Here is a 23,226-nt window from a genome sequence, read left to right on the forward strand (position 1 = left end):
GAGGAGTCACGTGCGCCGTTCCGCCGCGCTCACCGTCTGCGCAGGGCTCGTCCTGACGCTCGCCGCCTGCAGCCCCTCGGGGTCCGGATCGGACGCGGCGTCGGACTGCACGCCCCTCGCGCAGCCCGGCACGTCGTCGAGCACGGTCCAGGCCACGGGCGAGGTCGGCAGCGCGCCGGCCTCCGTCACGTTCCCCACGCCGCTGAAGCCCGCGGGCGTCGAGGTGTCCACCATCGTCGAGGGCACCGGACCCCGGGTGCAGCCGCGCCAGGGCATCACGGCTGCCGCCTCCATCGTCGACGGCAAGACCGGCTCGACCCTCGCCGAGTACGCGCGCATCGCGCCGAACTCGCGCACCACGGGATCCAACGTCTTCACCACCGCGTCGCTCCGCGAGGGCCTGCCCTACCTCGAGCAGGCGATGGAGTGCATGCCCGTCGGCTCCCGCCTCGCGGTCGCCGTGCCCGTCTCCACCGTGTTCCCCGGCCAGGACCTCTCGGCGCAGGGCCTCGAGGCCACGGACGGCCTCGTCCTCGTCGTCGACATCACGTCCTCCTTCCCGGAGCGCGCGACGGGCGACGAGCAGCCCGCCGAGGCCGGCTTCCCCTCCGTCGTCACGACGGACGACGGCATCCCCGGCATCACCATCCCGCCGAGCACCCCGCCCACCGAGTACCGCGACGCCCTGCTGCGCGCGGGCGACGGCGACGAGGTCGCCGAGGGGGACGTCGTCACGATGCAGTACACGGGCGTCGTCTGGGGCACGAGCGCGTCGGCGCAGAAGCAGGCGGTCTTCGGATCCAGCTGGACGGGCGGCGGTCCGCTCCAGGTCCCCGCCACCGCGACGACGGCACCGGCCTCCGCGGGCGCGCCCTCCGCGCTCGTCGTCACGCCGGGTCTCGCCAAGGCGCTCGTCGGCAAGCACGTCGGCGACCAGGTCATCGCGGTCGTCCCGCCGGGCGACGGCTTCGGCGACCAGGCCTCGGCCAAGGTCCCCGCCGGTTCCACGCTCGTCTACGTCGTGGATATCCTCGGGACGAGCAAGCAGAGCAAGTAACGACGCATCGCCACCGGCCGGGGGCTGCACCACTGTGAGGACCACCGCGTGCCCGTATCATCCCGTCGTCCGACCGTGCCGGTCGAGGAGCGCCTCTTCAGCCTGGTCCTGGCGCTGCTCGCCACCGAGCAGGGCCTGACCAAGAACGAGGTCCTCTCCAGCGTCCAGGGGTACCGGCAGCGGTACGCGTCCGGCGGCGACAACGCCAACCTCGAGCGCCAGTTCGAGCGCGACAAGGACGACATCCGCGACCTCGGCGTGCCGCTCGAGACCGTCGAGGCGCCCGGACAGGAGGGCAACAACCAGCTCCTGCGCTACCGGATCCCGCGCGGCGCCTACGAGCTCCCGGCCGACCTCTCGTTCACGCCCGAGGAGACGACGCTCCTCAACCTCGCCGCCATGGTGTGGCGCGAGGGCTCGCTGTCGGGGGAGTCGCGCCGCGCGCTCATCAAGCTGCGCTCGCTCGGGGTGGAGTCGGACGACCCGGTCATCGGCTACGCGCCCCGGCTGCGCACGCGGGAGGCCGCGTTCGCGCCCCTGAGCGTCGCGCTCGAGCGGCACGTGCTCGTCACCTTCGGCTACCTGAAGCCCGGCGAGCGCACGCCCCGGACCCGAACGGTGGCCCCGCTCGCGCTGGTCCAGCACCAGGGTCGCTGGCACCTGCACGGCGTCGACCAGGACGCGCAGGGTCCCCGCACCTTCCTCCTGTCCCGCATCGTCGACCGCGTCCGCGTCACGAGCCGCGGCTTCGTCCCCGAGGGGGAGGACCACGCCGAGCGCGCCCTCGCCGACCTCGACCGCGTGTGGGCGAACGGCGTGGGGGAGGTGGCGGTGGCGCCCGGGTCGGACGCCGAGATCCGTCTGCGCCGTCGCCGCGGCACGGAGGACCTCGGCGCCGGCCGGCTCCGCGTCCACTACTCCGACACGAACCTCTTCGCGGACGAGATCGCGGGCTTCGGCCCCGAGGCCCGGGCGATCGCGCCGCCCCGGCTGCGGGACGCCGTGCGCGCCCGCCTCGCCGAGACCATCGCCGCCCACCGTGAGGACGCCTCGTGACCGACCGCGCCGCGCCGCTCCAGGCGCAGGACAAGCTGGCGTTCCTGCTGGCGCTCGTGCCCTACCTCACCGACCACGGCCGCGTCAGCGTGAGCCAGGCGGCCGCGCACTTCCGGGTGCCGCCGGAGCAGATCCGCCAGGCCGTGCGCCTCATCGCGGTGTCCGGCGTGCCGGGATCCACCGCCTCGTACCAGCACGGCGACCTGTTCGACATCGCCTGGGACGACTTCGAGGACAACGACCAGATCGTCATCACGCACATGGTCGCGATCGACGACTCGCCGCGCTTCTCCGCGCGGGAGGCGGCGGCGCTCATCGCGGGCCTCCAGTACGTCTCGTCCCAGGCCGACGCCAGCGACCTCGACCTCGTGGGCCAGCTCATGGTGAAGCTCGCGCGCGGCTCGTCGGCGAGCCCCAGCCAGGTCGCCGTCGCGGCCGGCGCCGGGGACGCCACCCGGGAGGACCTCCGCCGCGCCATCGCCGACGCCCGGCGCGTGGAGTTCGACTACCGGAGCCCGCGGGGCGGCACGGAGCGCCGGGTCGTGGATCCGCTGCGCCTCGAGTCCGTCGACGAGGACTGGTACCTGCGGGGCTGGGACCTCGCGCGCGGCGCCGTCCGCACCTTCCGCCTCGACCGGCTCGACGAGCTCGTCGTCACCGACCTGCCGCCCGAGCACCGGCCGCAGGACGTCGTGCTCGGCGACACCCTGTTCGAGCCCAGCCCCGACGACCTCCGCGTGACCCTCGAGGTCGCGGAGGGCGCCGTGCCGCTCCTCGGCGACTTCGTGGGGGACGAGCGGCCCTTGCCCGTCGCGGGCCGACCGGGTCGCGTGGCCGTGACCGTGCGCGTCGCCCACTACCAGGGGCTCGTCCGGCTCGTCGCGGGCATGGCGGGCGTCGTGGTCGTCACGTCGCCGCCGGAGGCGCGGGCCGCCGTGGCTGAGTGGGCCGAGCGGGCCGCCGCGGCGTACGAGGAGGCGGATTGAGCCCGGCACCGAGCGTCGCGGGCCCCCGCTCCGAAGACCCCGCATCCGGAACGGGCGCAGACGCCCGGTTCGTCGACCGAGGGGAAATCCGGATGAACGCGGACGTCGCACAGGGTGTCCTGCAGGGTGCCGACGGTAGACTCCCCGTGGATCCCGACAACGACCGTCCGGCCCTCCTGACCTAAGGAATGTGAACCACATGCTCGGAAACGCCTTCAGCGGCTGGCACCTCGTCATCATCCTCGTCGTCATCGTGCTGCTCTTCGGTTCCACCAAGCTGCCCGCCCTGGCCAAGAGCGTGGGCCAGTCCATGCGCATCTTCAAGGGCGAGGTGAAGACGATGAAGGAGGAGAGCGGATCCGACCGTCGTGACGACACCCGCGAGGAGAACCGTCGCCGCGACGAGGAGCGCTACCGCGCGGACGACCGCGACGCCACGCCGCGCGACTACGTGCGCCCCGGCGAGCCCCGCGTCGACGAGCCCCGCTACGACGCCCCGCGCTACGACTCCCCGCGCGACGGCGGGGACTCCCGCCCCCGCGCCTGATCCGTGAGCACCACCGAGCGTCCCCGCCAGAAGAAGCGGGACGCCGAGGGGCGCATGTCCCTCGTGCAGCACCTGCTGGAGCTGAAGAAGCGCCTGTTCATCGCGGGCATCGCGATCATCCTGGCGATGGTGGCGGGCTGGTTCCTCTCGTCCTTCGTGCTGGAGGCGCTGCGCCAGCCCATCGAGACGATCAACGCGGAGCAGGGGCGGAACGCCAGCCTCAACTTCCCGACGATCACCTCGGCGTTCGACCTGCGCCTGCAGATCGCGCTGTACGTGGGCCTCATCATCTCGAGCCCCGTGTGGCTCTACCAGGTGTTCGCGTTCCTGGTCCCCGGCCTCACGAGGACGGAGCGCCGCTACACGTTCGGCTTCTTCTTCTCCGCGGTGCCGCTGTTCCTGGCCGGCTGCGCGGCCGGCTGGTTCGTGCTGCCGCACATCGTGGCGCTCCTCACGCAGTTCGCGGGCGCCGGCGACTCGTCGTTCATCACGGCGCGCGAGTACTTCGACTTCGTGCTGAAGCTCGTGTTCGCGGTGGGCATCGCGTTCGTGCTGCCGGTGTTCCTCGTGCTGTTCAACTTCATGGGGATCCTGAGCGGCGCGACGATCATCCGCTCGTGGCGCATCGCCATCCTGCTGATCATCCTGTTCTGCGCCATCGCCACCCCGGCCGCCGACGTCATGTCGATGTTCCTGCTAGCCGTCCCGATGACGCTGCTCTACCTCGTGGCCGCGGGCATCTCGCTGCTCAACGACCGGCGGCGGGCCAAGAAGGCCGCGTCGCTCGCGGACGACCTGCTGCCCTGACGGGCTCGACCCGTGACGACCCGTGACGCCCGTCCCGCGAGGGGCGGGCGTCACAGCGTTCGCGCCCGGCCGGCGCGCGGATCCGGAGCCTAGGATGGCGGCATCGTGACAGACCAGCTCTCGCCCGCCGAACGCTACGCCGCCTCCCGGACCCGCCGGAGCCTCCCGCTCCTCGAGTCGTTCGCGAGCGGGCTGCGCTTCGACCTCGACCCGTTCCAGCGCGCCGCCGCCGAGTCGCTCGAGAACGGGCGCAGCGTCCTCGTCGCGGCGCCCACCGGCGCCGGCAAGACCGTCGTCGCGGAGTTCGCCGTGTACCTCGCGATGCAGCGCCCGAGCGCCAAGATCTTCTACACGGCGCCGATGAAGGCGCTCAGCAACCAGAAGTACGCCGAGCTGGTGGCCGAGTACGGGCCCGACGAGGTCGGCCTCCTCACGGGCGACACCAACGTCAACAGCCGCGCGCGGATCGTCGTCATGACGACCGAGGTGCTGCGCAACATGCTCTACGCGGACTCCGACCTCCTCCGCGACCTCGCCTTCGTGATCATGGACGAGGTGCACTACCTGGCCGACCGCTTCCGCGGCGCCGTGTGGGAGGAGGTCATCATCCACCTGCCGCAGAGCGTACGGATGATCTCGCTGAGCGCGACCGTCTCCAACGCGGAGGAGTTCGGCGACTGGCTGCAGGCCGTGCGCGGAGAGACGGACGTCATCGTCTCGGAGGAGCGGCCCGTCCCGCTGGAGCAGCACGTGATCGTCCGGCAGCGGATGGTCGACCTCTTCGACTCGTCGGGCCTCGCCGCGACGCACCGCGTGAACCCCGAGCTCGTCCGCATGACCCATGGCGGCGGGCGCGAGGCGGTGCGCGTGCGCGGCGGCCAGGCGCAGGGCCGCGGGCGCGGGGGAGCGGGCGGCGGATCCGGCCGGCGCGCGCCCGGACCGTGGGACCGCGGCCGCATGGACCGCCCCGAGGTCGTCGCTCTCCTCGAGGAGCGGAACCTGCTCCCGGCCATCTTCTTCATCTTCAGCCGCGCCGGGTGCGACGCCGCCGTCAAGCAGGTGCTGCGCGCCGGCGTCCGGCTCACGCACGCGCACGAGCGCGACGAGATCCGCGCCGTCGTGGAGGAGCGCTGCCGCACGCTCCGCGACGAGGACCTCGCCGTCCTCGGCTACTGGGAGTGGCTCGAGGGCCTGGAGCGCGGCGTGGCCGCGCACCACGCCGGCATGCTGCCCGCCTTCAAGGAGGTCGTCGAGGAGCTGTTCCAGCGGAAGCTCGTCAAGGCCGTCTTCGCCACGGAGACGCTCGCCCTCGGGATCAACATGCCCGCGCGCACGGTCGTGCTCGAGCAGCTGGAGAAGTTCAACGGCGAGGCGCGGGTGCCGCTCACGCCGGGGGAGTACACGCAGCTCACGGGTCGCGCCGGCCGCCGCGGCATCGACGTCGAGGGCCACGCGGTCATCCAGTGGAAGGACGGGCTGGACCCGCAGGCCGTCGCCTCGCTCGCCTCCCGCCGCACCTACCCGCTCAACTCCAGCTTCCGGCCGACCTACAACATGGCCGTCAACCTCATCGACCAGTTCGGCCGCGAGCGCACGCGCGAGGTCCTCGAGTCGTCGTTCGCCCAGTTCCAGGCCGACCGCGCCGTCGTCGACCTCGCGCGCAAGGTCCGCACGCAGGAGGAGTCGCTCGCCGGATACGAGAAGGCGATGGTCTGCCACCTCGGCGACTTCCGCGAGTACTCGGGCCTCCGCCGCGAGCTCAGCGACCTGGAGCGCGCGACCGCCGCGCGCGCCGACATGCAGCAGCCCGGCCAGCACGGCGAGCGCGACAAGCGCCAGCGCCAGCTGACCGACCTCCGTCGCCGGATGAAGGCGCACCCCTGCCACGCCTGCAAGGACCGCGAGTCGCACGCGCGCTGGGCGGAGCGGTGGTGGCGCCTCAAGCGGCAGACGGACGCGCTCGGGCAGCAGATCCGCACGCGCACCAACGCCGTCGCCAAGGTCTTCGACCGGGTCACGGAGCTGCTCCTCTCGCTCGGCTACCTCAAGCGCGCCGCCGACGGGCAGGTCGCGCCGACGCCCAACGGCCGCATGCTCAAGCGCATCTACGGCGACCGCGACCTCCTCGTTGCCGAGTGCCTGCGGACGCAGGTGTGGGTGGACCTCGACCCGGCCGCCCTCGCCGCCATGGCCGCGTCGCTCGTGTACCAGCCGCGCCGCGACGAGGGCGACCGCAACGACCGCAACCTCCCGCGCGGCGCGTTCCGGCCGGCGCTCGAGCGCACCGAGGAGATCTGGTCGCGGCTCGACGACGTGGAGCGCGAGCGCCGCCTGCCGACGACCGATCCGCTGTCCACGGGGCTCTGCGCGCCGATGCACCGGTGGGCGCGCGGCGGCAGCCTCGACGCGGTGCTCGACGAGGCCGACCTCGCGGCCGGCGACTTCGTGCGCTGGACGAAGCAGACCATCGACCTGCTCGACCAGCTCTCGATCGTGGCCGACGGCCCCGTCTCCCGGAACGCCCGCACGGCGCTCGACAGCATCCGGCGCGGCATCGTCGCGTACTCGTCGGTGTGACCGCGCTGGCCCGCGCGCCCCGCCGGGAGCGCGCCACCCCATACGGCGCGCCCGCGTCCACGCCCGCCGACGCGTCGTCGATCCGGCCGCCCGTGCCGCTGTGGGGCGCGCTCCTGTTCGCCGCGCTGTCCGGGCCGGTCCTCGACGCCGCGTTCCCGGACCGGGGCATCTGGCCGCTCGTGTTCCCGGGGGTCGCCCTCGTGCTCCTGGCCCTCCGCGGGCGCCGCGCCGGTCCCGCGTTCGTCGTCGGCCTCGTCGCCGGTCTCGCCTTCTACCTGACGCACATCGAGTGGGCGTCGCTGTATCTCGGGCCCGTGCCCTGGATCGCGCTGTCGGCGCTCGAGTCGCTCTTCGTCGCGACGGGCGCGGTCGCCATGGCGACGGCCACGCGGTGGATCCCGCGCGCCTTCCCCACGGTCGCCGGCCGCATGGTGCTGCTGCCCGTCGCGGTCGCCGGCCTGTGGACCGCGCGCGAGGCGATCTCCGCGGTCTGGCCCTACGGCGGCTTCGCGTGGGGCCGGGTGTCGCTCTCGCAGTCCGAGGGCCCCTTCGCCCACCTCGTCACCTGGCTCGGGCTGTCCGGCCTGTCCTTCGTCCTCGTGCTGCTCGTCGCGCTGCTCCTCGAGCTCGCCGCGGAGGAGCGGGTGCGGCGGTCGGCCCGGGCGCTCGTCGCGGGCATGGCCGTCGCCCTGGTGCTCGTCGTCCCCGCGTTCCCGGTCGCGACCACGGGCACGACGCGCGTCGCCGCGGTGCAGGGCAACGCGAAGGCCGGGTACTTCGACGGCGCCCGCTACGGCGACATCCTGCGCGCGCACCTGGCGGCCACGGCGGATATCCCGGCCGACGACGGCATCGACATGGTCGTGTGGCCGGAGAACGCGGCGGACGCGGACCCGCTCCGGGATCCCGGCTCGGCCGCGGCCCTCGACCGCGTCGTCGCGCGGCTCGGCGCGCCGCTCGTCGTCGGCACGGTCACCGAGCGCGACGGCAGGTACTACAACGAGTCGCTCGTCTGGACCGGGGGAGGGGCGACCGACCACTACGACAAGAAGCACCCCGTGCCGTTCGGCGAGTACGTGCCCGACCGGGCGTTCTGGGAGCCGTTCGCGCCCGACCTCATCGGCCTCATCCAGCGCGAGTACACGCCGGGCACCACCGACCAGGTCATGGACGTCGCCGGCGTCACGGCCGGCATCGCCATCTGCTTCGACATCGTCGACGACCAGCTGACGACCGACATGGTCCACGAGGGCGCGGACGTCATCCTCGCGCAGACGAACAACGCCGACTTCGGGCGCACGGACGAGAGCGTGCAGCAGCTCGCCGTCGCGCGGATGCGGGCCCTCGAGACGGGACGCAGCGTCGTCAACATCTCCACCGTCGGCACGAGCGCGATCGTCGGGCCGGACGGGCGTGACATCGACCGGCTGCCCTGGTTCACCGCCGGGTCGATGGTGGTCGACGTGCCGACCGCGGACGTCGTGACCCCGGCCATCCTCGTGGGACGCGACATCGAATGGCTCGTGTCGGGCCTCGGCCTCGGGGCCCTCGCGGTCGCCGGGATCGCCCTCGGCCGCCGCGGTCGTCGCGCCGCCCGCTGACCCGGCGCCGGCCCCACGCGAAGGAGCACCCCCCGGCGATGCCGAGGGGTGCTCCTGTGGTCCGTTCGCGAGCGGAGGGGCCGGGTCAGGCGCCGATGCGGTGCTGACCGCGCCGCGCGCGGAGGGTGGCGAGGCGCTCCTCGAGGAGCTCCTCCAGCTCGGCGCGCGTCCGGCGCTCGAGCAGCATGTCCCAGTGGCTCCGGGGGACCTTCGCCTCGACCGCGTCGTGGGCGACGGGCGCGCCCTCGGCGTCGAGGAGGCGTCCCTCCAAGCCGCTCTTGGGCGACTCCCACACCTCGGGGACCTCGGCGTCCGCCGAGAACACGACCTCGAAGGTGGTGCCGTCGGACGTGCGGTACGTTTTCCTCTGCCGGGGGGAGAAGCTGACGCCCTCCTCGCTCTGCAGGCTCGTGGACCCGAGCCGCATCCCGCGCAAGCTGCGATCTGCCATGGTGGTCTCCTCTCGCGATGCACTCCCCGTTGTAAACCGCGCGGCTGTGAGGATCCTTTCTCAGGACGCCCGGTTCCCAGGCGAATCCCAGTCCCTGCGGCCGAACGCGGCGAGCACGAGGTCGGGGCGGTCGGTGACGACGCCGTGGACGCCGGCATCGGCCAGGCGCGCCGCCTCCTCGGGATCGTCGACCGTCCACACGTGCACCTCGCGGACGGCGCGCGCGAGCCGGGCGACCATCGCGGGGGAGACGGTGCGGATCCCGAGCACGCGGCAGGGCATCTGCACGGCGTCGAGGCCGCGGAGCGCGAGGCCGACGACGGGCGCGAGGCCGAGCCGTGCGCCGACGACCGCGAGCACGAGCCGGCCGGCGTCGGCGGACGTGGCGACGCCGGGGAGGAGGGACACCGCGAGGCGGCGCCTCCTGCCCGAGAACGAGGTGACCAGCACGCGGTCGACGGCGCCCGCGGCGCGGATCGTGCGCGCGACGGCCGCCGGGGCGTCGCGGCCCTTCACGTCGACGTTGACGCGCGCCGCGGGCAGCGCCGCGAGCAGCTCGGCCAGGGTGGTGACCCGGGCGCCGGATCCGAGGTCGAGCGCGCGCAGCTCGGCCAGCGTCGCGTCCCGCACGCGTCCCCGTCGGCCCGTGAGGCGGCGGAGGTCGTCGTCGTGCCAGAGCACGCACACGCCGTCGGCGGTGACGTGCACGTCGGTCTCCAGGTGCGTGATCCCGAGATCCCACGCGGCCAGGAACGCGCCGAGCGTGTTCTCCACGGCACCGGATCCCGTCCACCCGCGGTGCGCCAGCACGCGCGGCACGGGGCCGTAGAACCAGCCGCCGCGCGTCACGACGGCCGGTCGGCGGCGGCGTCCGGCGCGGTCGACTCGTCGTCGGCCGTCGGGTCGTCGATCGGCAGCGCGCGCAGCAGCGCCGGCCGGGCGACGCCGACGAGCGCCACGGTCGCCGCGAGGGCCACGAAGACCTGCACCCACCAGGGCGCGCCGACGAGCCCCGACAGCAGGGCGACGAGGGCGGCGACGCCCCCGGACAGCGCGGCGAGGTCGAGGCGGCGCATCTCGACGACGACGAGGACGACGATCAGGGCGAGCCAGGCGACCCACGCGCTCTCGTCGAGGAGGACCGTCACCCGCTGCTCCCTCGCTCCGTCGACCAGACGCCCCCGAACCTAGTCCACCGCGCGGATCGCGGGCGGTAGGCTCTCAGGGCCGTCCGGCCGGGTCCCGCCCGCGCGGCCCGTCCCGCCCCGTCCCTCGCCGGACGACCCGTCGCGCGCCCTCCGGCGCGCCCACCTGGAGGAGTACCGCTGTGAGCACCGTCGACGAGATCCGCCCCTTCGCCCCCGACGAGCTCCGCGGTCGCCGCGCCCTCGTCACCGGCTCCTCGCGCGGCATCGGCGCCGACACCGTGGCCTACCTCGCCGAGGCCGGCGCGGACGTGGTGGTCAACTACCGCAACAAGGCGGCGCGCGCGGAGAAGCTCGTGGCGAAGCTCGTCGAGGGCGGCGCGAAGGCCGTCGCGGTCGGTGCCGACCTCACGGATCCCGAGTCCGTCGACCGCCTGATGGAGACCGTCCGCACCGAGCTCGGCGGCCTCGACGTGCTCGTCCTCAACGCGTCCGGCGGCATGGAGAGCGGCATGGCCGAGGACTACGCCATGACGCTCAACCGCGACGCCCAGCTGAACGTCCTGCGCAGCGCGCTGCCGCTCATGTCCGAGGGCGGCCGCGTCGTCTTCGTCACGAGCCACCAGGCGCACTTCATCCGCACCACGCCGACGATGCCCGAGTACGAGGGCGTCGCCCGCAGCAAGCGCGCGGGGGAGGACGCCCTCCGCGAGCTGCTGCCCGAGCTCGACGCGCGCGGCATCGGCTTCGTCGTCGTCTCCGGCGACATGATCGAGGGCACCATCACGGCCACGCTCCTCGGCCGTCTCAACCCCGAGGCCATCCAGCAGCGCAAGGAGGCGTCGGGCGGCCTCTACAACGTGTCGCAGTTCGCGGCCGAGGTCGCGCGCGCGGTCGTCGACCCGATCCCCGCGGACCGCACGCGCCTGGTCGGCGACACGAGCAGCTTCCAGCCCGAGTGACCCGGGGGCGGGCGGCGACCCGGGGCTAGGCTCGATCCGATGAAGACCACGGATCTCGACCTCCTCACCTCCGTCTCCCGCCCCGCCGTCTCGCCCGACGGCCGCCTCGCCGTCGTCTCGGTGACGAGGCCGCGGGTGCACGCCGACGCGTACACCGGCCAGCTGTGGGAGGTGGCGACGGACGGATCCACGCCGCCGCGCCGCATCACCCGCGGCTTCCGCGACACCGCCCCGCGGCTCTCGCCGGACGGCACGGTGATCGCGTTCCTCCGCGCGGAGCCGAAGGGCCCGCCGCAGCTGCACGTCGTGCGGTCGACGGGCGGAGAGCCCGTGGCCCTCACGGACGAGCTCCTCGGGGTCGGGGCCTTCGACTGGTCGCCGGACGGCACCCGCATCGTCTACGCGGCGCGCGTCGCCGAGCCCGGGCGCTACGGCAGCGTCGAGGGCGTGTCGGCCGCTGCCGAGCCCGCCCGCCGGATCACCACCACCAAGTACCTCGCCAACGGCCTCGGCTGGTCCACGGACCGGCACGTGCAGCTGTCCCTGGTCGAGGTGCCCGACCTCGACGCCGAGCCCTTCGTGGCCGCCGTCCCGTCCGGCTACCCCGACGCCGCCGACCCGGCCGTCCGCGGCGAGGGCGCGGACGCGACGCCGTCCGCCGCCGAGCGCGCGGGGGTCCCGCCGGTCGTCCGCCTCACCGACGAGCCCGTCGACCACGACGCGCCGCGCTTCTCCGCCGACGGATCCGAGGTCCTCTTCGTCGCCTCGCGCCACGCCGGCCGCGACGACGACCTGCTCTCCGGCGCCTACGCCGTGGCCGTCCCCGCGCAGGGCGACGCCTCCGCCGGCATCCCCGAGGTCCGCACCGTCGTCTCGCACGAGGCGGGCCTCGGCATCGGCGAGGCCGTGTCCGTCGAGGGCGGACGCGTCTACCTCCTGGCGCAGGACCTGGGGGAGTCGGGCGTCGACTTCGTCGCCCGCAACACCGCGCTGTACGTCCTCGACGCCGAGGACGCCGCCCCGCGCGTCCTCACCGACGCCGAGACCGTCGACCTCGGCGGCAGCACCATCACGATCGAGGACCGCGACGCGGTCCTGGTCCTCAACGCCTCGCGCGGCACCGTGCAGCTCCTGCGCGTGACCGCGGACGGCGCCGTCGAGGCGCTCGTCGACGACCAGGTGGAGGTCACGGGCGTCGGCGTCGGGGGAGGGGCCGTCGTGGTCGCCCTCACCGACCCGCGCACGCACGGCGACCTCGCCCTCGTCCGCACCGACCGGGCGCCCGACGCCGGATCCGCCCTCGTGCCGCTCACCGACTTCTCCGCCGCGCTGCGCGAGACGGGGATCCGCCCGCTGCACGAGCTCGTGGTCGACGGTCGCGACGGCTACCCGGTGCACGGCTGGGTCGTGCTGCCGGAGGGGGAGGGGCCGCACCCGGTGCTGCTCGTCATCCACGGCGGCCCGTACGCGGCCTACGGCGTGCACCTGTTCGACGAGGCGCAGGTCTACGCCGACGCCGGCTACGCCGTCCTGCTGTGCAACCCGCGCGGCGCCGCCGGCTACGGGCAGGAGCACGGCCGCGTGATCAAGGAGCGCATGGGCACCGTGGACATGCACGACGTCCTCGACTTCCTCGACGGCGCGATCGCCGTGCACGAGTCCATCGACGGATCCCGCGCCGGCATCATGGGCGGGTCCTACGGCGGCTACCTCACCGCGTGGACCATCGCGCACGAGCACCGCTTCCAGGGGGCGATCGTCGAACGCGGCTTCCTCGACCCGGAGCTGTTCACGGGCACGTCCGACATCGGCACGTTCTTCGGCGAGGAGTACACGGGCCACGACGAGGCCACGCGTCGGGCGCAGAGCCCGCAGGCGGTGGCGCACCAGGTGCGGACGCCCACGTTCGTCGTGCATTCCGAGGACGACCTGCGCTGCCCGCTGTCGCAGGCCGAGCGGTACCACCTGGCGCTCGTGCGCGCGGGCGTCGAGACCGAGATGCTCGTCTTCCCGGGCGAGGACCACGAGCTCAGCCGCTCCGGCCGGCCGCGCCACCGCGTGCAGCGCTTCGAGGCGATCCTCGACTGGTGGGCCCGGCACCTGCCGGTCGCCGGGGGTGCCCGATGACCGATGGCCAGGTTGTGCGGCACGTCCGCGACACCGCGCGGATCCTGCTGGTCGACGAGCGCGACCGGCTGCTGCTGTTCCTGACGAACTACTCCGTGAACGTGGAGCTGCCGCCGCGCTGGCTGACGCCCGGCGGCGGCATCGACCCGGGTGAGACGCCGGCCGTCGCGGCCCGCCGCGAGCTGTTCGAGGAGACCGGCCTGCGGGTCGACTCGGTCGGCGAGCCCGTCTGGGAGCACGACTACGCGCGACGCCGGATCGACGGCGGGCTCGACGTCGGCCACTCGACGTTCTACCTGGTGCGGGCCGACGCGTTCGCGCCCGTGTCGGACAACTGGATGCCCGACGAGTTCGACGACATCCACGCGCACCGCTGGTTCACCCTCGACGAGCTCGCCGCGACCGAGGATCCGATCGAGCCGGCCGAGCTCGTCGAGGTGGCGCGCGAGGTGCTGTCCCGCAGGAGCTGAGGCGGCGTCCCGACTCCGCCAGGTCCCATCACGGTGCGCCGATCGTCACCGAGCGTGTCGGGCCGTTGACAGACCAGCGTGTTCGGAGTCTCGTCACGTGTGGTCGCGGATCGGAGCTCCGGGCATCTCACGGCCACCCCGCGGGCGGTGGGGCTCGAGGCAGTCCCGCTCCACGTGATCGAGAAGCGGACGACGCCACCGCGCCGCGGGCCGACCCCGACGCGCCGCCCCGCGGCCGTGGTCAGGGGGGATGCGTCCTCAGAGGACACATCCCGCGGAGCGCACCGTGAACTCCTTCGCGTTCCCGAAGAACTGATTTCCCCAGAGGCCGATGAAGGGGTAGTTCTGAGGCTTGTCGGGCGTGAAATCATAGTCGTCCTTGATCATCCAGCAGTGCTTGGAGGTCCGGGCGACGGAGAAGGCCCCAGACGCCCAGTACACGTCCCCGTCCTCAGGGAATGCCACGTACTGGCGGCCGATCGAATCGATCGGCAAGGTCCTCGCGAAGTCCATGAGCCGCTCGTCGGCCGAGTAGAAGCCGAAGTCGACCTGCACCGTCCCCCCGGCGGACGAGTAGTAGTGGTCGAGGAGTGCGCGCTGGACGTCGTGGGCGGGCACGAACGCGATGGCGTCGATGCAGTTCGGGACGTCGCTGAAACCGTCCAATCCCGTGTTCACGAACGCGTTGGGGATCCAGCCGACCGTGGTCTTCTCCCAGATGTCGGACGTGCCCGCATCGCTGACCACCGTGGTGCCCGTCTTCTCGCAGATCACCGTCACTGGGGTTCCGTCGCTGAGCGCGGGTCCCTGCTTGTTGTCGCCGTCCATCGCCGGGGAGCTACGCGGGAAGATGCCCGTGTGGGTCCAGGAGATGGGGAATGACCGGATCTCGCCGGCTTCCGCTGGTGTCGCCGTGGCTGGTGTGCTCAGTGCCAGGCACCCGACCAACGTCGCGGTTCCAAGTACCTGGGTGATCGTGCGAGAGGGCATGTCGACATCCTTTGCTGCGGTACGAGACGATGGACTCAGTCCAAGGGAGCTTCGCTGAACCCCAGGACCATCGTCCGGCTGTCGGTTCCGCGGTGGATCGTCGGCTCGATGATCTGGGCCGTATTCGGGTGACGGCGCCGACGACGCAGCAGGAGTCAGAAGAGGTGGGCTGTGGAGGATCACGTGCTGCTCGGCAGCGCGATCCGTCATGCTCGTGTCCGAACGGGCCTCTCCATCGCGGCTGTCGCCCGACTCGCACTGTTCTCCTCGTCGGCGCTCCAACGTGTCGAGACACAAGGGCGTCGACTCGACATCGACGAGGTGGTGCGCCTTGACGGCGTGCTCGGCGCACACGGTGAGCTCGAGGCCCTGTACGCCTCTCTTCGAGACGGTCACGAGCCGCCATCTCACTCGGTTCAACGGTCCACCACGGAAGCGAGCCACCGATGGCCGGCTGCGTGGGCGGGGATCGTCTGGATCATGGTCAAGGTCCCTAACGCGCCGGAGGGTGTCACGCAGGTCCGGCTTCGCTGGGGCCCCTGGGAGATCGACAGCGCCGTCCGACAATCCACGATCTTCGAGACGTTCAAGGCCCGGGATGACGTCAGCGTGCCGATCCGCGTCCGCACGTCCCGGACGACGGACATCTGGTTCGGAGCTGGACAGCCGCCGGAGTCATGGCACGCGCGGGAGGACATCCGGGATCGGTGGGTTCATGCGGACAGGTAGGTCATCGTGATGGGCTGCTTTGCCCGCCGCCGCACCACCTGGGCTGTGGTCGCGTATTCCACGGTGATCGTGGTCGAGGACCGAGCCTTCGTGCGGCCCGCGAGCACATCCCTCCCGCACGACTTCTCATGCGCCGATAATGCACATTATGTCATATAGGGGTCGCGTGGCGGTCCCCCGGAGGTGGTCCCGGATTCCACGCTCGAGAGCGACGGTAGGGAGAGGCGAGACGTCCACGTCGTCGAAGCCGACGGCGGCCATGTCCTCCGGCACCCCCATGCCCGTCCGAGCGAGTTCGCGGAGTGCGCCGAGGGCCGGGGTGTCATCGCGTCGACGTCAGTGTCCGTCGCACGCTCTTCCCACGGCGACGGAGCGACAGGTGCTCATCTCGCCACGGGCTATAGGATTCCTGGTGGCCAGCGTGGACGTCAACGGCCGGGAGACGCGTCTGATCGCTCAGCCGCCCATCGACATGCAGCCGAAGGAGAGAGTTGACGAACCCTCGAGGCACTCACGTGCTCTCCGTCGAGCACTTCGGCATCACCGTCGCGGACCTCGACCGGTCTGCTGATTTCTTCTGCGACGTGCTGGGCTTTCGGCGGACTCGTGAATCACACACCTCCGGCGACGCCGCGAGGGACGTGACCGGCGTCGACGATGCAGACATCCTGCATGTGTTCCTCACTGCCGCGGGCATCGAGATCGAACTCCTGGCCTACCAGGCTGCAGGACACGGCGAAGGCAGCGTTCCCGGACCAGAGACGCCCGGATCCATGCACCTCGCGCTCCGCGTCGATGACCTCGACGATGTCGTCCGGTGCGCGAAGGACTACGGATGGGCGCCTCCCGGCCGACCGCACGTCATGACCACCGGCCCACGAACCGGTTTCATCATGAGCTACCTTCGCGACGAACGAGGCGCGACCTTGGAGCTGATACAGGGCCGACCTCCGACTGACTAGCGACTCCGCCGCGAGCGAAAGGGAAAGGTCTCATTCCCGCGGTCGGCCGAGCCCGATCCCGACACCGATAGACATTCTGCGCGTCATCCCCATGCCCGGGACCACGACGCTGGTGATGATCCTCGAATCATGTATCGGGCTTCCGCCCGGTCGAAGCGGGCCGCCTTCGTCCCCCTGCGGCAGCGGAATGCGCCTGACGCGTCTCGCGACCATCGCCCGACCATCGACGCGCACAGGCCTCCCCTGACCCCGGCACCCCATCATCACGTGCCCCATCGGACCGGACTCATCCAGAGCGAGCAGCCTGCATGACCACCTTGACCAGCTCCGTGCACATCGAGGCTCCCGCCCATGTCGTGTGGCACGCCCTCACCGACCTCGAGCGCTATCCCGAGTGGGATCCCTACTACCGCTCGGCATCCGGCGTCGTCGCGGTCGGAGGGACGATCCTCCCCGACGCGACGCTCGACGAGGGCTTCGGGAAGCCCGACGCGGCCCCGTCCGAGTCGTCGCCGCGACCCCCGGCGAGGAGCTCCGGTGGACGAGCCGCTTCCTCCTGCCCGGGCTCATGGACGCCGATCACCGGTCCACGCTCACCGGGTCCAGCCCCACCCGCACGACCGTGACGCAAGCGGAGGTGTTCACCGGGCTGCTCGTCCGCGTCACCCCCTCGCTGCTGAAGAGGATCCACGTCAAGTTCGGCGAGCTCGACCTCGCCCTGAAGGCCCGCGCCGAGGAGCTGAGCCGGCGGGCCGATCCGGACGGCCGCCAGCCGTAGCGAGCGCGCCGCTGGACCGGCGCCGCCCATCGCACGACGACCCTGGGCCGTCTGCGTGTCCCGGGAGGCATCCTCACCCGGACCACCGCCACGTCGGGCAGCGGGCGCAGATCCATGCGTCTCAGTGCCGGGTCCGCGCTCCCCCGCGACGCGGCGACACCTCCGACGCGGCCGGGCGACGACCCGGCGATCTCTACGAGGCCGACCCCACGAGCTCGCGCGCGTAGTCCTCGTAGGAGCGGGGCGCGTGCCCGAGGACGGCGGTGAGGCGGGCGACGGCTTCGGGGCTCCCGATGAGCCCGTCCCGCTGGAAGCCGGAGTACATGCGCTCGTAGTCGTAGACCAGCCAGGAGGGCATGGACGCGAGGGACGCTCGGCGCCACGCCGCCAGGTCGTCTCCCCCGTACGTCACCGTCTTACCTAGGGCCTCCGACAGGGCCGCGGCCGTCGCCTCACCGGTCCACGCGGTCGGGCCGACCACGTCGATCGGACCGGCGACCTCCGACCCCGGCGTCAGGGCGCTCACCGCCACCTCTGCGATGTCGCGCACGTCGACGCGGGAGACGCCCGTCCCGCCGAGGGGCTGCGGGTACACGCCGTCGCGGATCGCGTGGAGGTACCAGGCGTCGTTCTGGTAGAAGTTGTTGACCCGGAGGAAGCAGACCTCGACGCCGCTGTGCTCGAGGAGGGATTCCACCGCGAGCTTCGCGGAGTTGTGCGGCACCTGCGGCGCCCGGTCGAGGTCCTGGACCGACAGGTAGACGACCCGGCGGACCCCCGCTGCCACGGCGTGGTCCACCGCGACGGTCGTCTCGTACAGCTCGGTGGGCGTGCCCGTCAGGGCCAGGAACATCTGCTGGACCCCCTCGAACGCCGGCTCCGCCGCGAAGGGGTCGCCGAGATCGCCCACGACGCCCTCGACGCCGTCGGGCAGGTCCGCGAGGCGCCGCGCGTCGCGGCTCAGGGCCCTCAGGCCGGTCATCCCCCGGCGGAGGGCCTCGGCGATGACGGCGGAACCGACCGTCCCGGTCCCGCCGATGATCAGGGTGCGTGCGTCTTCCACGGTGATCCTCCTCCTCTGTGTCGTCCGTGCGTGCAGCAGGGACCGTCAGCTGTCGGTCCGGGGAGCTCGTCACCGGCAGGCGCCTCCCGGGCGACGGCGATGACCTCCACGAGAGCCACTGCCGTGGGCAGGACCGCCCAGCGGATCGGTGGCTCGTCCATCTCCAGGCTATGTGGCACCACGGCGGGCAGCCCATTCGCCCGGTGCCTCTCGACAGCCGGTGACTGCCCTGACATCATGACCGGTCGCCATCGCTTCCATCGTGGATGGCCGCGTTCATCGGGCCGCTGCCCGAGGCGGCTGGAGCCCTCCCTCCTCGCCGGTGATGTGACGGAGGGCCGGAGGCGAAGGGGCGCTCGCCCCTCTCCCCTGCCGCGCGGCTTCGGGACACGGGAGCTCGACGGCCGATCCCGCCCGATCGGCTGGCCCCGATCCATCGACGCATCCGCTCCCGTGCACGCGGAGGGCGACCGCCCCCGGGCTCCCCCGGACTCGCCGGACTTGACTTCCCCGAGGACCGGCCCGTACGTTCGTTGAGCGTTCAACGACCGAACGCGGGCCTCCGCGGGCCCGCAGTGGTGCGCCGTCCTGACGTCGGCCCCGCTGGGCTGCTCAGCCCGACGCCCGACCGCCGAGCGCGGTGCGGCCGAGGAGACGGCGGCGCCCACGACCGGTCCGAGGTCGCGGATGCATCAGGTTCCCGACCCGGTCACCGCCCGCCTGCCGCGCCCGGGCGTGGCAGCGGATCGGACACGGTCCGGGCCACCGTCCAGACGATCCGGACGTCCCCATCCCCCCGCTCACCATCACCAGAGGAGAACCCCGCATGCGCACCCTGCTCCACCCGGCCCGCACGACGCCCGTCCTCCAGGACGCCGCCCTGCTCATCGCCCGCGTCGCGATCGGCGTGATCCTGCTCGCGCACGGGCTGCAGAAGTTCCTCGAGTACACGCTCGACGGCACCGCCGCGTCCTTCACGGGCATGGGCATCCCGGCCCCGGCCGTCGCGGCGGTGTTCGCCGCGACGGTGGAGACCGTCGGCGGGGCGGCGCTGATCATCGGCCTCGTGACGCCCGTCGTCGCCGCCCTCAACGTCCTCAACCTGCTGGGGGCCCTCGTCATCGTGCACGCCGGCAAGGGCATCTTCGTCGACGCCGGGGGCTACGAGCTCGTGCTCGCCCTGATCGCGGGCCTCCTCGTCCTCGCGCTGCTGGGAGCGGGGCGCTTCAGCGTCGACCACCTCATCGGCCGACGCCGGCGAGCCGCCTGAGCGCATGCGCACCCCCGCGACTCCCCTCGACCCGAGGCCCGCGTCGTCCCCCGTCGGGGACGCCCGGACGCCCTCCGGACGTCGCCCGTGATGCCCGTCCCACCACGACACGTGCGGGAGACTCGGAACATGCTCATCGTCATGGCGGGACTGCCCGTTGCCGGGAAGAGCGCGCTGTCCGTCGAGCTCGCCCGCGACCTCGGCTGCGCGCTCCTGTCCGTCGACCCGGTGGAGGCCGCGATGTGGCGGGCGGGCATCTCGCGGGATCAGCCCACGGGGTTGGCCGCGTACGTGGTGGTCGAGGCCCTCGCCCGCGAGCAGCTGTCGGTCGGCAACGACGTCATCGTGGACGCGGTCAACGACGTCGAGCCGGCGAGGCGTCAATGGCGATCGCTCGCCGACAGCCTGGACGTGCCGCTCACCTTCGTGGAGGTCCGCTGCAGCGACGAGCACGAGCATCGGCGGAGGCTGGCCGCGCGCCGACGCGACATCCCCGGCTTCCCCGAACCGAGCTGGGCCTCCGTCAGCGCGCGCCGCGCCGCGTTCGAGGACTGGGAGGACGAGCGCCTGCGCGTGGACTCCATGCGATCTCGGGCCGCCAACCTCGAGACGACCCTGCAGTACCTGGCACGGCGTCGAGCGCCACAGCCCTGACGCGCGCCGTGCCGATCATCGCCGCCGGCCGCTCGTCCGTGGCGGACACGTCGCCCGACCTCAGCTGGCCGGCGACCGCCCCAGCAGCATGGTGAGGAAGCCGAGCGTGCCGCGGTACCCCCGCAGCCACGCGCGGCGGTGCTCGACCGACGCGGTCATCACCTGATCCCTGTCCGGGTCGTCGGGGTGCTCCGTGGCCCACCGCGCGAGCGCTCCGGTCCACGACCACTCGTAGTCGTCCCATTCCTCGAGCGTGCTGACGTGACCGTGCAGCGGCACCCACCCGTTCGAGGCGGCGGCCTCCACGGTGGCCGCGAGGTCGCCGTAGTCGTCGGGCCGGGCACCGAGCAGATCCAGCACCTGCGGCGTCGGCGGCCGCTCCCAGAAGCACTCGCCGACGAGCGCTCGGCCGCCCGGGCGCAGGTGGCCGTCGATCGCGGCGAGGGTGGGCTCGAGCCCGCCGAACGCATGCGTCGCCCCCACGCTGAGCACGACGTCGAACCGCTCGGCGGAGGTCCACGAGCGGGCGTCGGCCCGGACGAGGTCGAGGCGGGCGGAGAGCCCCTCGCGCTCGGCCTGCTCGCGCACCCGGTCGAAGCCCGCGTCGGAGTGGTCGACGCCGACCGCGACGAGCGACGGCTCGCGACGCATGGCCCGCAGCAGCCAGCTGCCGTCGCCGCAGCCGAGGTCGAGGACCCTGCCCTGCCCGGCGACGGCGAGGGCGAGGAGGCGATCGACGGACGCGTCGCTGAGCGGCGAGGCGATCGGGTGGTCGCCATGGGCGAGGTCGCTGATCCGGGTTCTGTCCATCACGTCAGCGTACGGGTGGCCCCGCGACGGGCGGACGCGCGCCCACGGGCTGTCGCGGTCCATCCGGGTGGCGCGGCCGCCGCATGCGCGTGCCCGAACACGACACGGCCCCCGTCTCGCGAGGAGGCGGGGGCCGCGCCGTTCCGTGCCGTGCGTCAGCGCATCACGAGCCGGCGCGCGTCACGATCACCTCGAAGTCCGTCGTCCGGACGTTGCCGGCCCGGTCCTTCGCCGTGCAGGTGACCGTGGTGGTGCCGACGGGGAAGATCCCGTTGCGGGGCGGTGCGCACACCACCCGCACGTTCCCGTCGCGCGTGTCGATGGCGGACGGCAGCGCGTACGGCACGCGCACGCCGGTCGCCTTGGTCGCCACCGCCGTGATGTCGTCCACGTCCGCGATGCGCGGCGCCGACAGGTCCGCAGGCCGCGCGGGCAGCTGCTTCGGATCCACGATGCCCCAGTACGCGGGCGCCGCCTGCAGGTCGTCGTCGAACGGCAGCGGCTGCTCCCACGGACGCGCGATCGGCCACGTGCGCAGCCAGCTGCGCGCGTTGCTCACGCCCCAGAAGGTGACCGAGTCGATGGACGACGCCTGCTGGCGGATCATCTGGAAGAGGTCGCGGTAGTAGTACCCGACCTCCGCCCCCGCCTGCGCGTCGTCCGCGTAGACCGGCGTGTACGGATCCTGCGGCGCGCCGCTCACGTCGGCGCCCTCGTTCTGGTTCGAGGCGTTCACGTCGAGCTCGGTGATCGCCTGCAGCAGGCGTGTGTCGATGCGCTCGACCGCGCGGATGGAGTCGCGCAGCCACGAGACCGGCCGCGCGAAGTCGACGTGCGCCTGGTGGCCGACGCCGTCGAGCGGCACGCCGCGGGACAGGAGCGCGGAGATCAGCTCGAGGTAGTCGGCGCGCTTGGTCGGCAGCTCGGTGTTGTAGTCGTTGATGAAGAGCTTCACGCCCGGGAAGTGGGCGCGCGCGAGGCGGAAGCCCTCGTCGACGAAGCCCTCCCCCAGCACCTGGTACCAGCGGCTGTCGCGCATGTCGTGCGCGTTGTCGTTGGGGCCGTCGTCGATGACCTCGTTGACGACGTCCATCGCCCAGATGGGGCTGCCGCCGTCGGGGTAGCGCGCGGCGATGTGATCCGCGATCCCCGTGACGTGCGCCTCCATGCGCGCCCTCAGGAGCGCCTGGTCGGCGGGGCTGTCGGTGAGCGGGCGGTCGCCGTCGAGGAAGAACCACGCGGGCGTCTGCGAGTGCCAGAACAGCACGTGGTAGTAGACCTTCGTGCCCGTCCTGTCCGCGTAGTCGAGCAGCTGGTCGAGCTGCGTGAAGGTGAACCGCCCCTCCTCCGGCTGGACGCTCTCCGGCTTGCCCGCGTTCTCGGGCGTGAACGCGTCGAACTGGCGGCTGACGAGGTCGGCTCCTGCTCCGACGGTCTCGCGGCCGTCGATGGCAACGCCCACGTGCTCGATGCCGCGGGCGCCGAGGACGTCCTTCAGCGCCGGGATGTCGGTCTGCACGGGCGTGCCGACGGCGTCACCCAGCTCGAAGTCGTCGATGAGGAAGTCGGCGCCGATGGTCCCCTCGACGTAGACCTGCGCCCGGTCGACCGGGCCGCCGAGCGTGTACGTGCCCGTCAGCTCGGTCCACGCGTCCGCGGTGACGCGCGCGGCCGCGCCGGCGACGCCGTCGTAGCCGCTCCCGCCGCCGGTGTCCCGCTGAACGGAGACCTTGAGGGATGCGGGCTCCTCCCCCGGTGCGAGGCGGGCCCAGACGGTGACCTCGACCTGCTGGCCGACGGCCAGGGACGACGTCACGTCGAGGGCGGCGCCGTGCCACTCCTGGGTGCGGTCGGTCACGAGGAGGCTGCCTGATCCGGTGTGCGCGGTCGTGCTCGGCGCGATGCGGACGCCGTCGCCGCGGGGCGCCCACGCGCCGGTGCCCGACTCGAAGTCGGAGCCGACGCCCGCGGGGACGGGGTCGGCCGCCTGCGCCGCGGGGGCGGTGAGGGCGCCCGCGCCCACGACGAGGCCGAGGGCGGTGAGGGCGGCGAGGCCGCGACGGCGATCGCGCGGGTGGCGGCGGGAGGACCCGCCGCTGCGGCGCGGGCCGGGAGGGCTGGCGTCCGCGGTCGCGGACGGGGTGGTGCGGGGAATGCTCATCGTCGAACACCTTCCATGTGATC

The 23,226-nt window shown here is 72.8% G+C and carries 23 protein-coding genes; 16 read left to right on the plus strand and 7 right to left on the minus strand.

The window, feature by feature from the left end:
- The first annotated feature begins 10 nt into the window (after positions 1-10).
- The 7 genes from ACMT9T_RS01500 (at position 11) to lnt (ending at position 8,631) form a co-directional block, all read left to right on the plus strand.
- Positions 11-1,057 (plus strand): FKBP-type peptidyl-prolyl cis-trans isomerase, encoded by a 1,047-nt coding sequence (locus ACMT9T_RS01500; protein ID WP_414743923.1) that lies wholly within the window; start codon positions 11-13, stop codon positions 1,055-1,057.
- Between the two features lie 48 nt (positions 1,058-1,105).
- A complete protein-coding gene (locus tag ACMT9T_RS01505) occupies positions 1,106-2,113 on the plus strand; it encodes a helix-turn-helix transcriptional regulator (RefSeq protein WP_414743924.1) in 1,008 nt (335 codons plus the stop codon).
- Complete coding sequence (locus ACMT9T_RS01510) at positions 2,110-3,099, plus strand: helix-turn-helix transcriptional regulator (RefSeq protein ID WP_414743925.1); 990 nt, start codon at positions 2,110-2,112, stop codon at positions 3,097-3,099. The genes ACMT9T_RS01505 and ACMT9T_RS01510 overlap by 4 nt, the downstream gene beginning before the upstream one ends.
- A 199-nt stretch (positions 3,100-3,298) precedes the next feature.
- A complete protein-coding gene (gene tatA, locus ACMT9T_RS01515; RefSeq protein WP_414743926.1) occupies positions 3,299-3,646 on the plus strand; it encodes a Sec-independent protein translocase subunit TatA in 348 nt (115 codons plus the stop codon).
- A gap of 54 nt (positions 3,647-3,700) precedes the next feature.
- Positions 3,701-4,453 carry a twin-arginine translocase subunit TatC gene (gene tatC, locus ACMT9T_RS01520; protein ID WP_414745845.1) on the plus strand — a complete coding sequence of 251 codons (753 nt, stop codon included), beginning with the start codon at positions 3,701-3,703 and terminating at the stop codon, positions 4,451-4,453.
- Between the two features lie 105 nt (positions 4,454-4,558).
- The gene (locus ACMT9T_RS01525; RefSeq protein WP_414743927.1) at positions 4,559-7,030 is read left to right on the plus strand and encodes a DEAD/DEAH box helicase; all 2,472 of its coding nucleotides are present in this window, start codon (positions 4,559-4,561) and stop codon (positions 7,028-7,030) included.
- On the plus strand, positions 7,027-8,631 hold the full coding sequence (gene lnt, locus ACMT9T_RS01530; RefSeq protein ID WP_414743928.1) for an apolipoprotein N-acyltransferase: 1,605 nt from the start codon (positions 7,027-7,029) through the stop codon (positions 8,629-8,631). Before ACMT9T_RS01525 ends, lnt begins: the two co-directional genes overlap by 4 nt.
- Positions 8,632-8,716: 85 nt before the next feature.
- Here the strand turns inward: lnt and ACMT9T_RS01535 are convergent, their stop codons facing one another.
- The 3 genes from ACMT9T_RS01535 to ACMT9T_RS01545 are packed head-to-tail and all read right to left on the minus strand — an operon-like array spanning position 8,717 to position 10,230.
- Positions 8,717-9,082, minus strand: coding sequence for an RNA polymerase-binding protein RbpA (locus ACMT9T_RS01535; protein ID WP_414743929.1), 366 nt, complete (start codon positions 9,080-9,082; stop codon positions 8,717-8,719).
- A gap of 60 nt (positions 9,083-9,142) precedes the next feature.
- The gene (locus tag ACMT9T_RS01540) at positions 9,143-9,931 is read right to left on the minus strand and encodes a glycerophosphodiester phosphodiesterase family protein (RefSeq protein WP_414743930.1); all 789 of its coding nucleotides are present in this window, start codon (positions 9,929-9,931) and stop codon (positions 9,143-9,145) included.
- Positions 9,928-10,230, minus strand: coding sequence for an NfeD family protein (locus ACMT9T_RS01545; RefSeq protein WP_414743931.1), 303 nt, complete (start codon positions 10,228-10,230; stop codon positions 9,928-9,930). The genes ACMT9T_RS01540 and ACMT9T_RS01545 overlap by 4 nt, the downstream gene beginning before the upstream one ends.
- A gap of 179 nt (positions 10,231-10,409) precedes the next feature.
- Here ACMT9T_RS01545 and ACMT9T_RS01550 point away from each other — a divergent pair, with 179 nt between their 5' ends.
- The 3 genes from ACMT9T_RS01550 to ACMT9T_RS01560 are packed head-to-tail and all read left to right on the plus strand — an operon-like array spanning position 10,410 to position 13,786.
- Complete coding sequence (locus ACMT9T_RS01550) at positions 10,410-11,189, plus strand: SDR family oxidoreductase (RefSeq protein WP_414743932.1); 780 nt, start codon at positions 10,410-10,412, stop codon at positions 11,187-11,189.
- 39 nt (positions 11,190-11,228) lie between these two features.
- On the plus strand, positions 11,229-13,316 hold the full coding sequence (locus ACMT9T_RS01555) for a S9 family peptidase (protein WP_414743933.1): 2,088 nt from the start codon (positions 11,229-11,231) through the stop codon (positions 13,314-13,316).
- Positions 13,313-13,786 carry an NUDIX hydrolase gene (locus ACMT9T_RS01560; RefSeq protein WP_414743934.1) on the plus strand — a complete coding sequence of 158 codons (474 nt, stop codon included), beginning with the start codon at positions 13,313-13,315 and terminating at the stop codon, positions 13,784-13,786. The genes ACMT9T_RS01555 and ACMT9T_RS01560 overlap by 4 nt, the downstream gene beginning before the upstream one ends.
- A 258-nt stretch (positions 13,787-14,044) precedes the next feature.
- Here the strand turns inward: ACMT9T_RS01560 and ACMT9T_RS01565 are convergent, their stop codons facing one another.
- On the minus strand, positions 14,045-14,614 hold the full coding sequence (locus tag ACMT9T_RS01565) for a hypothetical protein (protein WP_414743935.1): 570 nt from the start codon (positions 14,612-14,614) through the stop codon (positions 14,045-14,047).
- Between the two features lie 345 nt (positions 14,615-14,959).
- On the opposite strand from ACMT9T_RS01565, the gene ACMT9T_RS01570 reads away from it, so the two are divergent.
- From ACMT9T_RS01570 to ACMT9T_RS01585, 4 genes are all read left to right on the plus strand, one after another.
- Positions 14,960-15,505, plus strand: coding sequence for a helix-turn-helix domain-containing protein (locus tag ACMT9T_RS01570; protein ID WP_414743936.1), 546 nt, complete (start codon positions 14,960-14,962; stop codon positions 15,503-15,505).
- A gap of 515 nt (positions 15,506-16,020) precedes the next feature.
- Positions 16,021-16,467 (plus strand): VOC family protein, encoded by a 447-nt coding sequence (locus ACMT9T_RS01575; RefSeq protein WP_414743937.1) that lies wholly within the window; start codon positions 16,021-16,023, stop codon positions 16,465-16,467.
- Positions 16,468-16,775: 308 nt separating this feature from the next.
- Positions 16,776-17,093 (plus strand): SRPBCC family protein, encoded by a 318-nt coding sequence (locus tag ACMT9T_RS01580; protein WP_414743938.1) that lies wholly within the window; start codon positions 16,776-16,778, stop codon positions 17,091-17,093.
- Positions 17,090-17,245, plus strand: coding sequence for a hypothetical protein (locus ACMT9T_RS01585; RefSeq protein ID WP_414743939.1), 156 nt, complete (start codon positions 17,090-17,092; stop codon positions 17,243-17,245). Before ACMT9T_RS01580 ends, ACMT9T_RS01585 begins: the two co-directional genes overlap by 4 nt.
- A 193-nt stretch (positions 17,246-17,438) precedes the next feature.
- On the opposite strand, the gene ACMT9T_RS01590 is transcribed toward ACMT9T_RS01585, so the two are convergent.
- A complete protein-coding gene (locus ACMT9T_RS01590; protein ID WP_414743940.1) occupies positions 17,439-18,308 on the minus strand; it encodes an SDR family oxidoreductase in 870 nt (289 codons plus the stop codon).
- An 826-nt stretch (positions 18,309-19,134) separates the two neighbouring features.
- Here ACMT9T_RS01590 and ACMT9T_RS01595 point away from each other — a divergent pair.
- Positions 19,135-19,578, plus strand: coding sequence for a DoxX family protein (locus tag ACMT9T_RS01595; protein ID WP_414743941.1), 444 nt, complete (start codon positions 19,135-19,137; stop codon positions 19,576-19,578).
- A gap of 129 nt (positions 19,579-19,707) precedes the next feature.
- Positions 19,708-20,232: a P-loop nucleotide/nucleoside kinase family protein gene (locus ACMT9T_RS01600; protein WP_414743942.1), complete on the plus strand. Its 525-nt coding sequence runs from the start codon at positions 19,708-19,710 to the stop codon at positions 20,230-20,232.
- Between the two features lie 60 nt (positions 20,233-20,292).
- On the opposite strand, the gene ACMT9T_RS01605 is transcribed toward ACMT9T_RS01600, so the two are convergent.
- Entirely contained in the window at positions 20,293-21,042 is a 750-nt protein-coding gene (locus ACMT9T_RS01605; RefSeq protein ID WP_414743943.1) for an SAM-dependent methyltransferase, read from the minus strand.
- Positions 21,043-21,205: 163 nt separating this feature from the next.
- Positions 21,206-23,203: an endo-1,4-beta-xylanase gene (locus ACMT9T_RS01610; protein ID WP_414743944.1), complete on the minus strand. Its 1,998-nt coding sequence runs from the start codon at positions 23,201-23,203 to the stop codon at positions 21,206-21,208.
- Positions 23,204-23,226: the final 23 nt, after the last annotated feature.

The organism is Clavibacter vidaverae (assembly GCF_047529985.1).
Taxonomy (GTDB): Bacteria; Actinomycetota; Actinomycetes; order Actinomycetales; family Microbacteriaceae; genus Clavibacter; species Clavibacter nebraskensis_A.

Excerpts from the sequence above, each read along its gene's own strand:
- tatA (WP_414743926.1), top strand. The coding sequence starts at position 3,299 with ATGCTCGGAAACGCCTTCAGCGGCTGGCACCTCGTCATCATCCTCGTC.
- tatC (WP_414745845.1), top strand. The coding sequence starts at position 3,701 with ATGTCCCTCGTGCAGCACCTGCTGGAGCTGAAGAAGCGCCTGTTCATC.
- ACMT9T_RS01535 (WP_414743929.1), bottom strand. The coding sequence starts at position 9,082 with ATGGCAGATCGCAGCTTGCGCGGGATGCGGCTCGGGTCCACGAGCCTG.
- ACMT9T_RS01555 (WP_414743933.1), top strand. The coding sequence starts at position 11,229 with ATGAAGACCACGGATCTCGACCTCCTCACCTCCGTCTCCCGCCCCGCC.
- ACMT9T_RS01560 (WP_414743934.1), top strand. The coding sequence starts at position 13,313 with ATGACCGATGGCCAGGTTGTGCGGCACGTCCGCGACACCGCGCGGATC.
- ACMT9T_RS01565 (WP_414743935.1), bottom strand. The coding sequence starts at position 14,614 with ATGGACGGCGACAACAAGCAGGGACCCGCGCTCAGCGACGGAACCCCA.
- ACMT9T_RS01580 (WP_414743938.1), top strand. The coding sequence starts at position 16,776 with ATGACCACCTTGACCAGCTCCGTGCACATCGAGGCTCCCGCCCATGTC.
- ACMT9T_RS01595 (WP_414743941.1), top strand. The coding sequence starts at position 19,135 with ATGCGCACCCTGCTCCACCCGGCCCGCACGACGCCCGTCCTCCAGGAC.
- ACMT9T_RS01600 (WP_414743942.1), top strand. The coding sequence starts at position 19,708 with ATGCTCATCGTCATGGCGGGACTGCCCGTTGCCGGGAAGAGCGCGCTG.
- ACMT9T_RS01605 (WP_414743943.1), bottom strand. The coding sequence starts at position 21,042 with ATGGACAGAACCCGGATCAGCGACCTCGCCCATGGCGACCACCCGATC.
- ACMT9T_RS01610 (WP_414743944.1), bottom strand. The coding sequence starts at position 23,203 with ATGAGCATTCCCCGCACCACCCCGTCCGCGACCGCGGACGCCAGCCCT.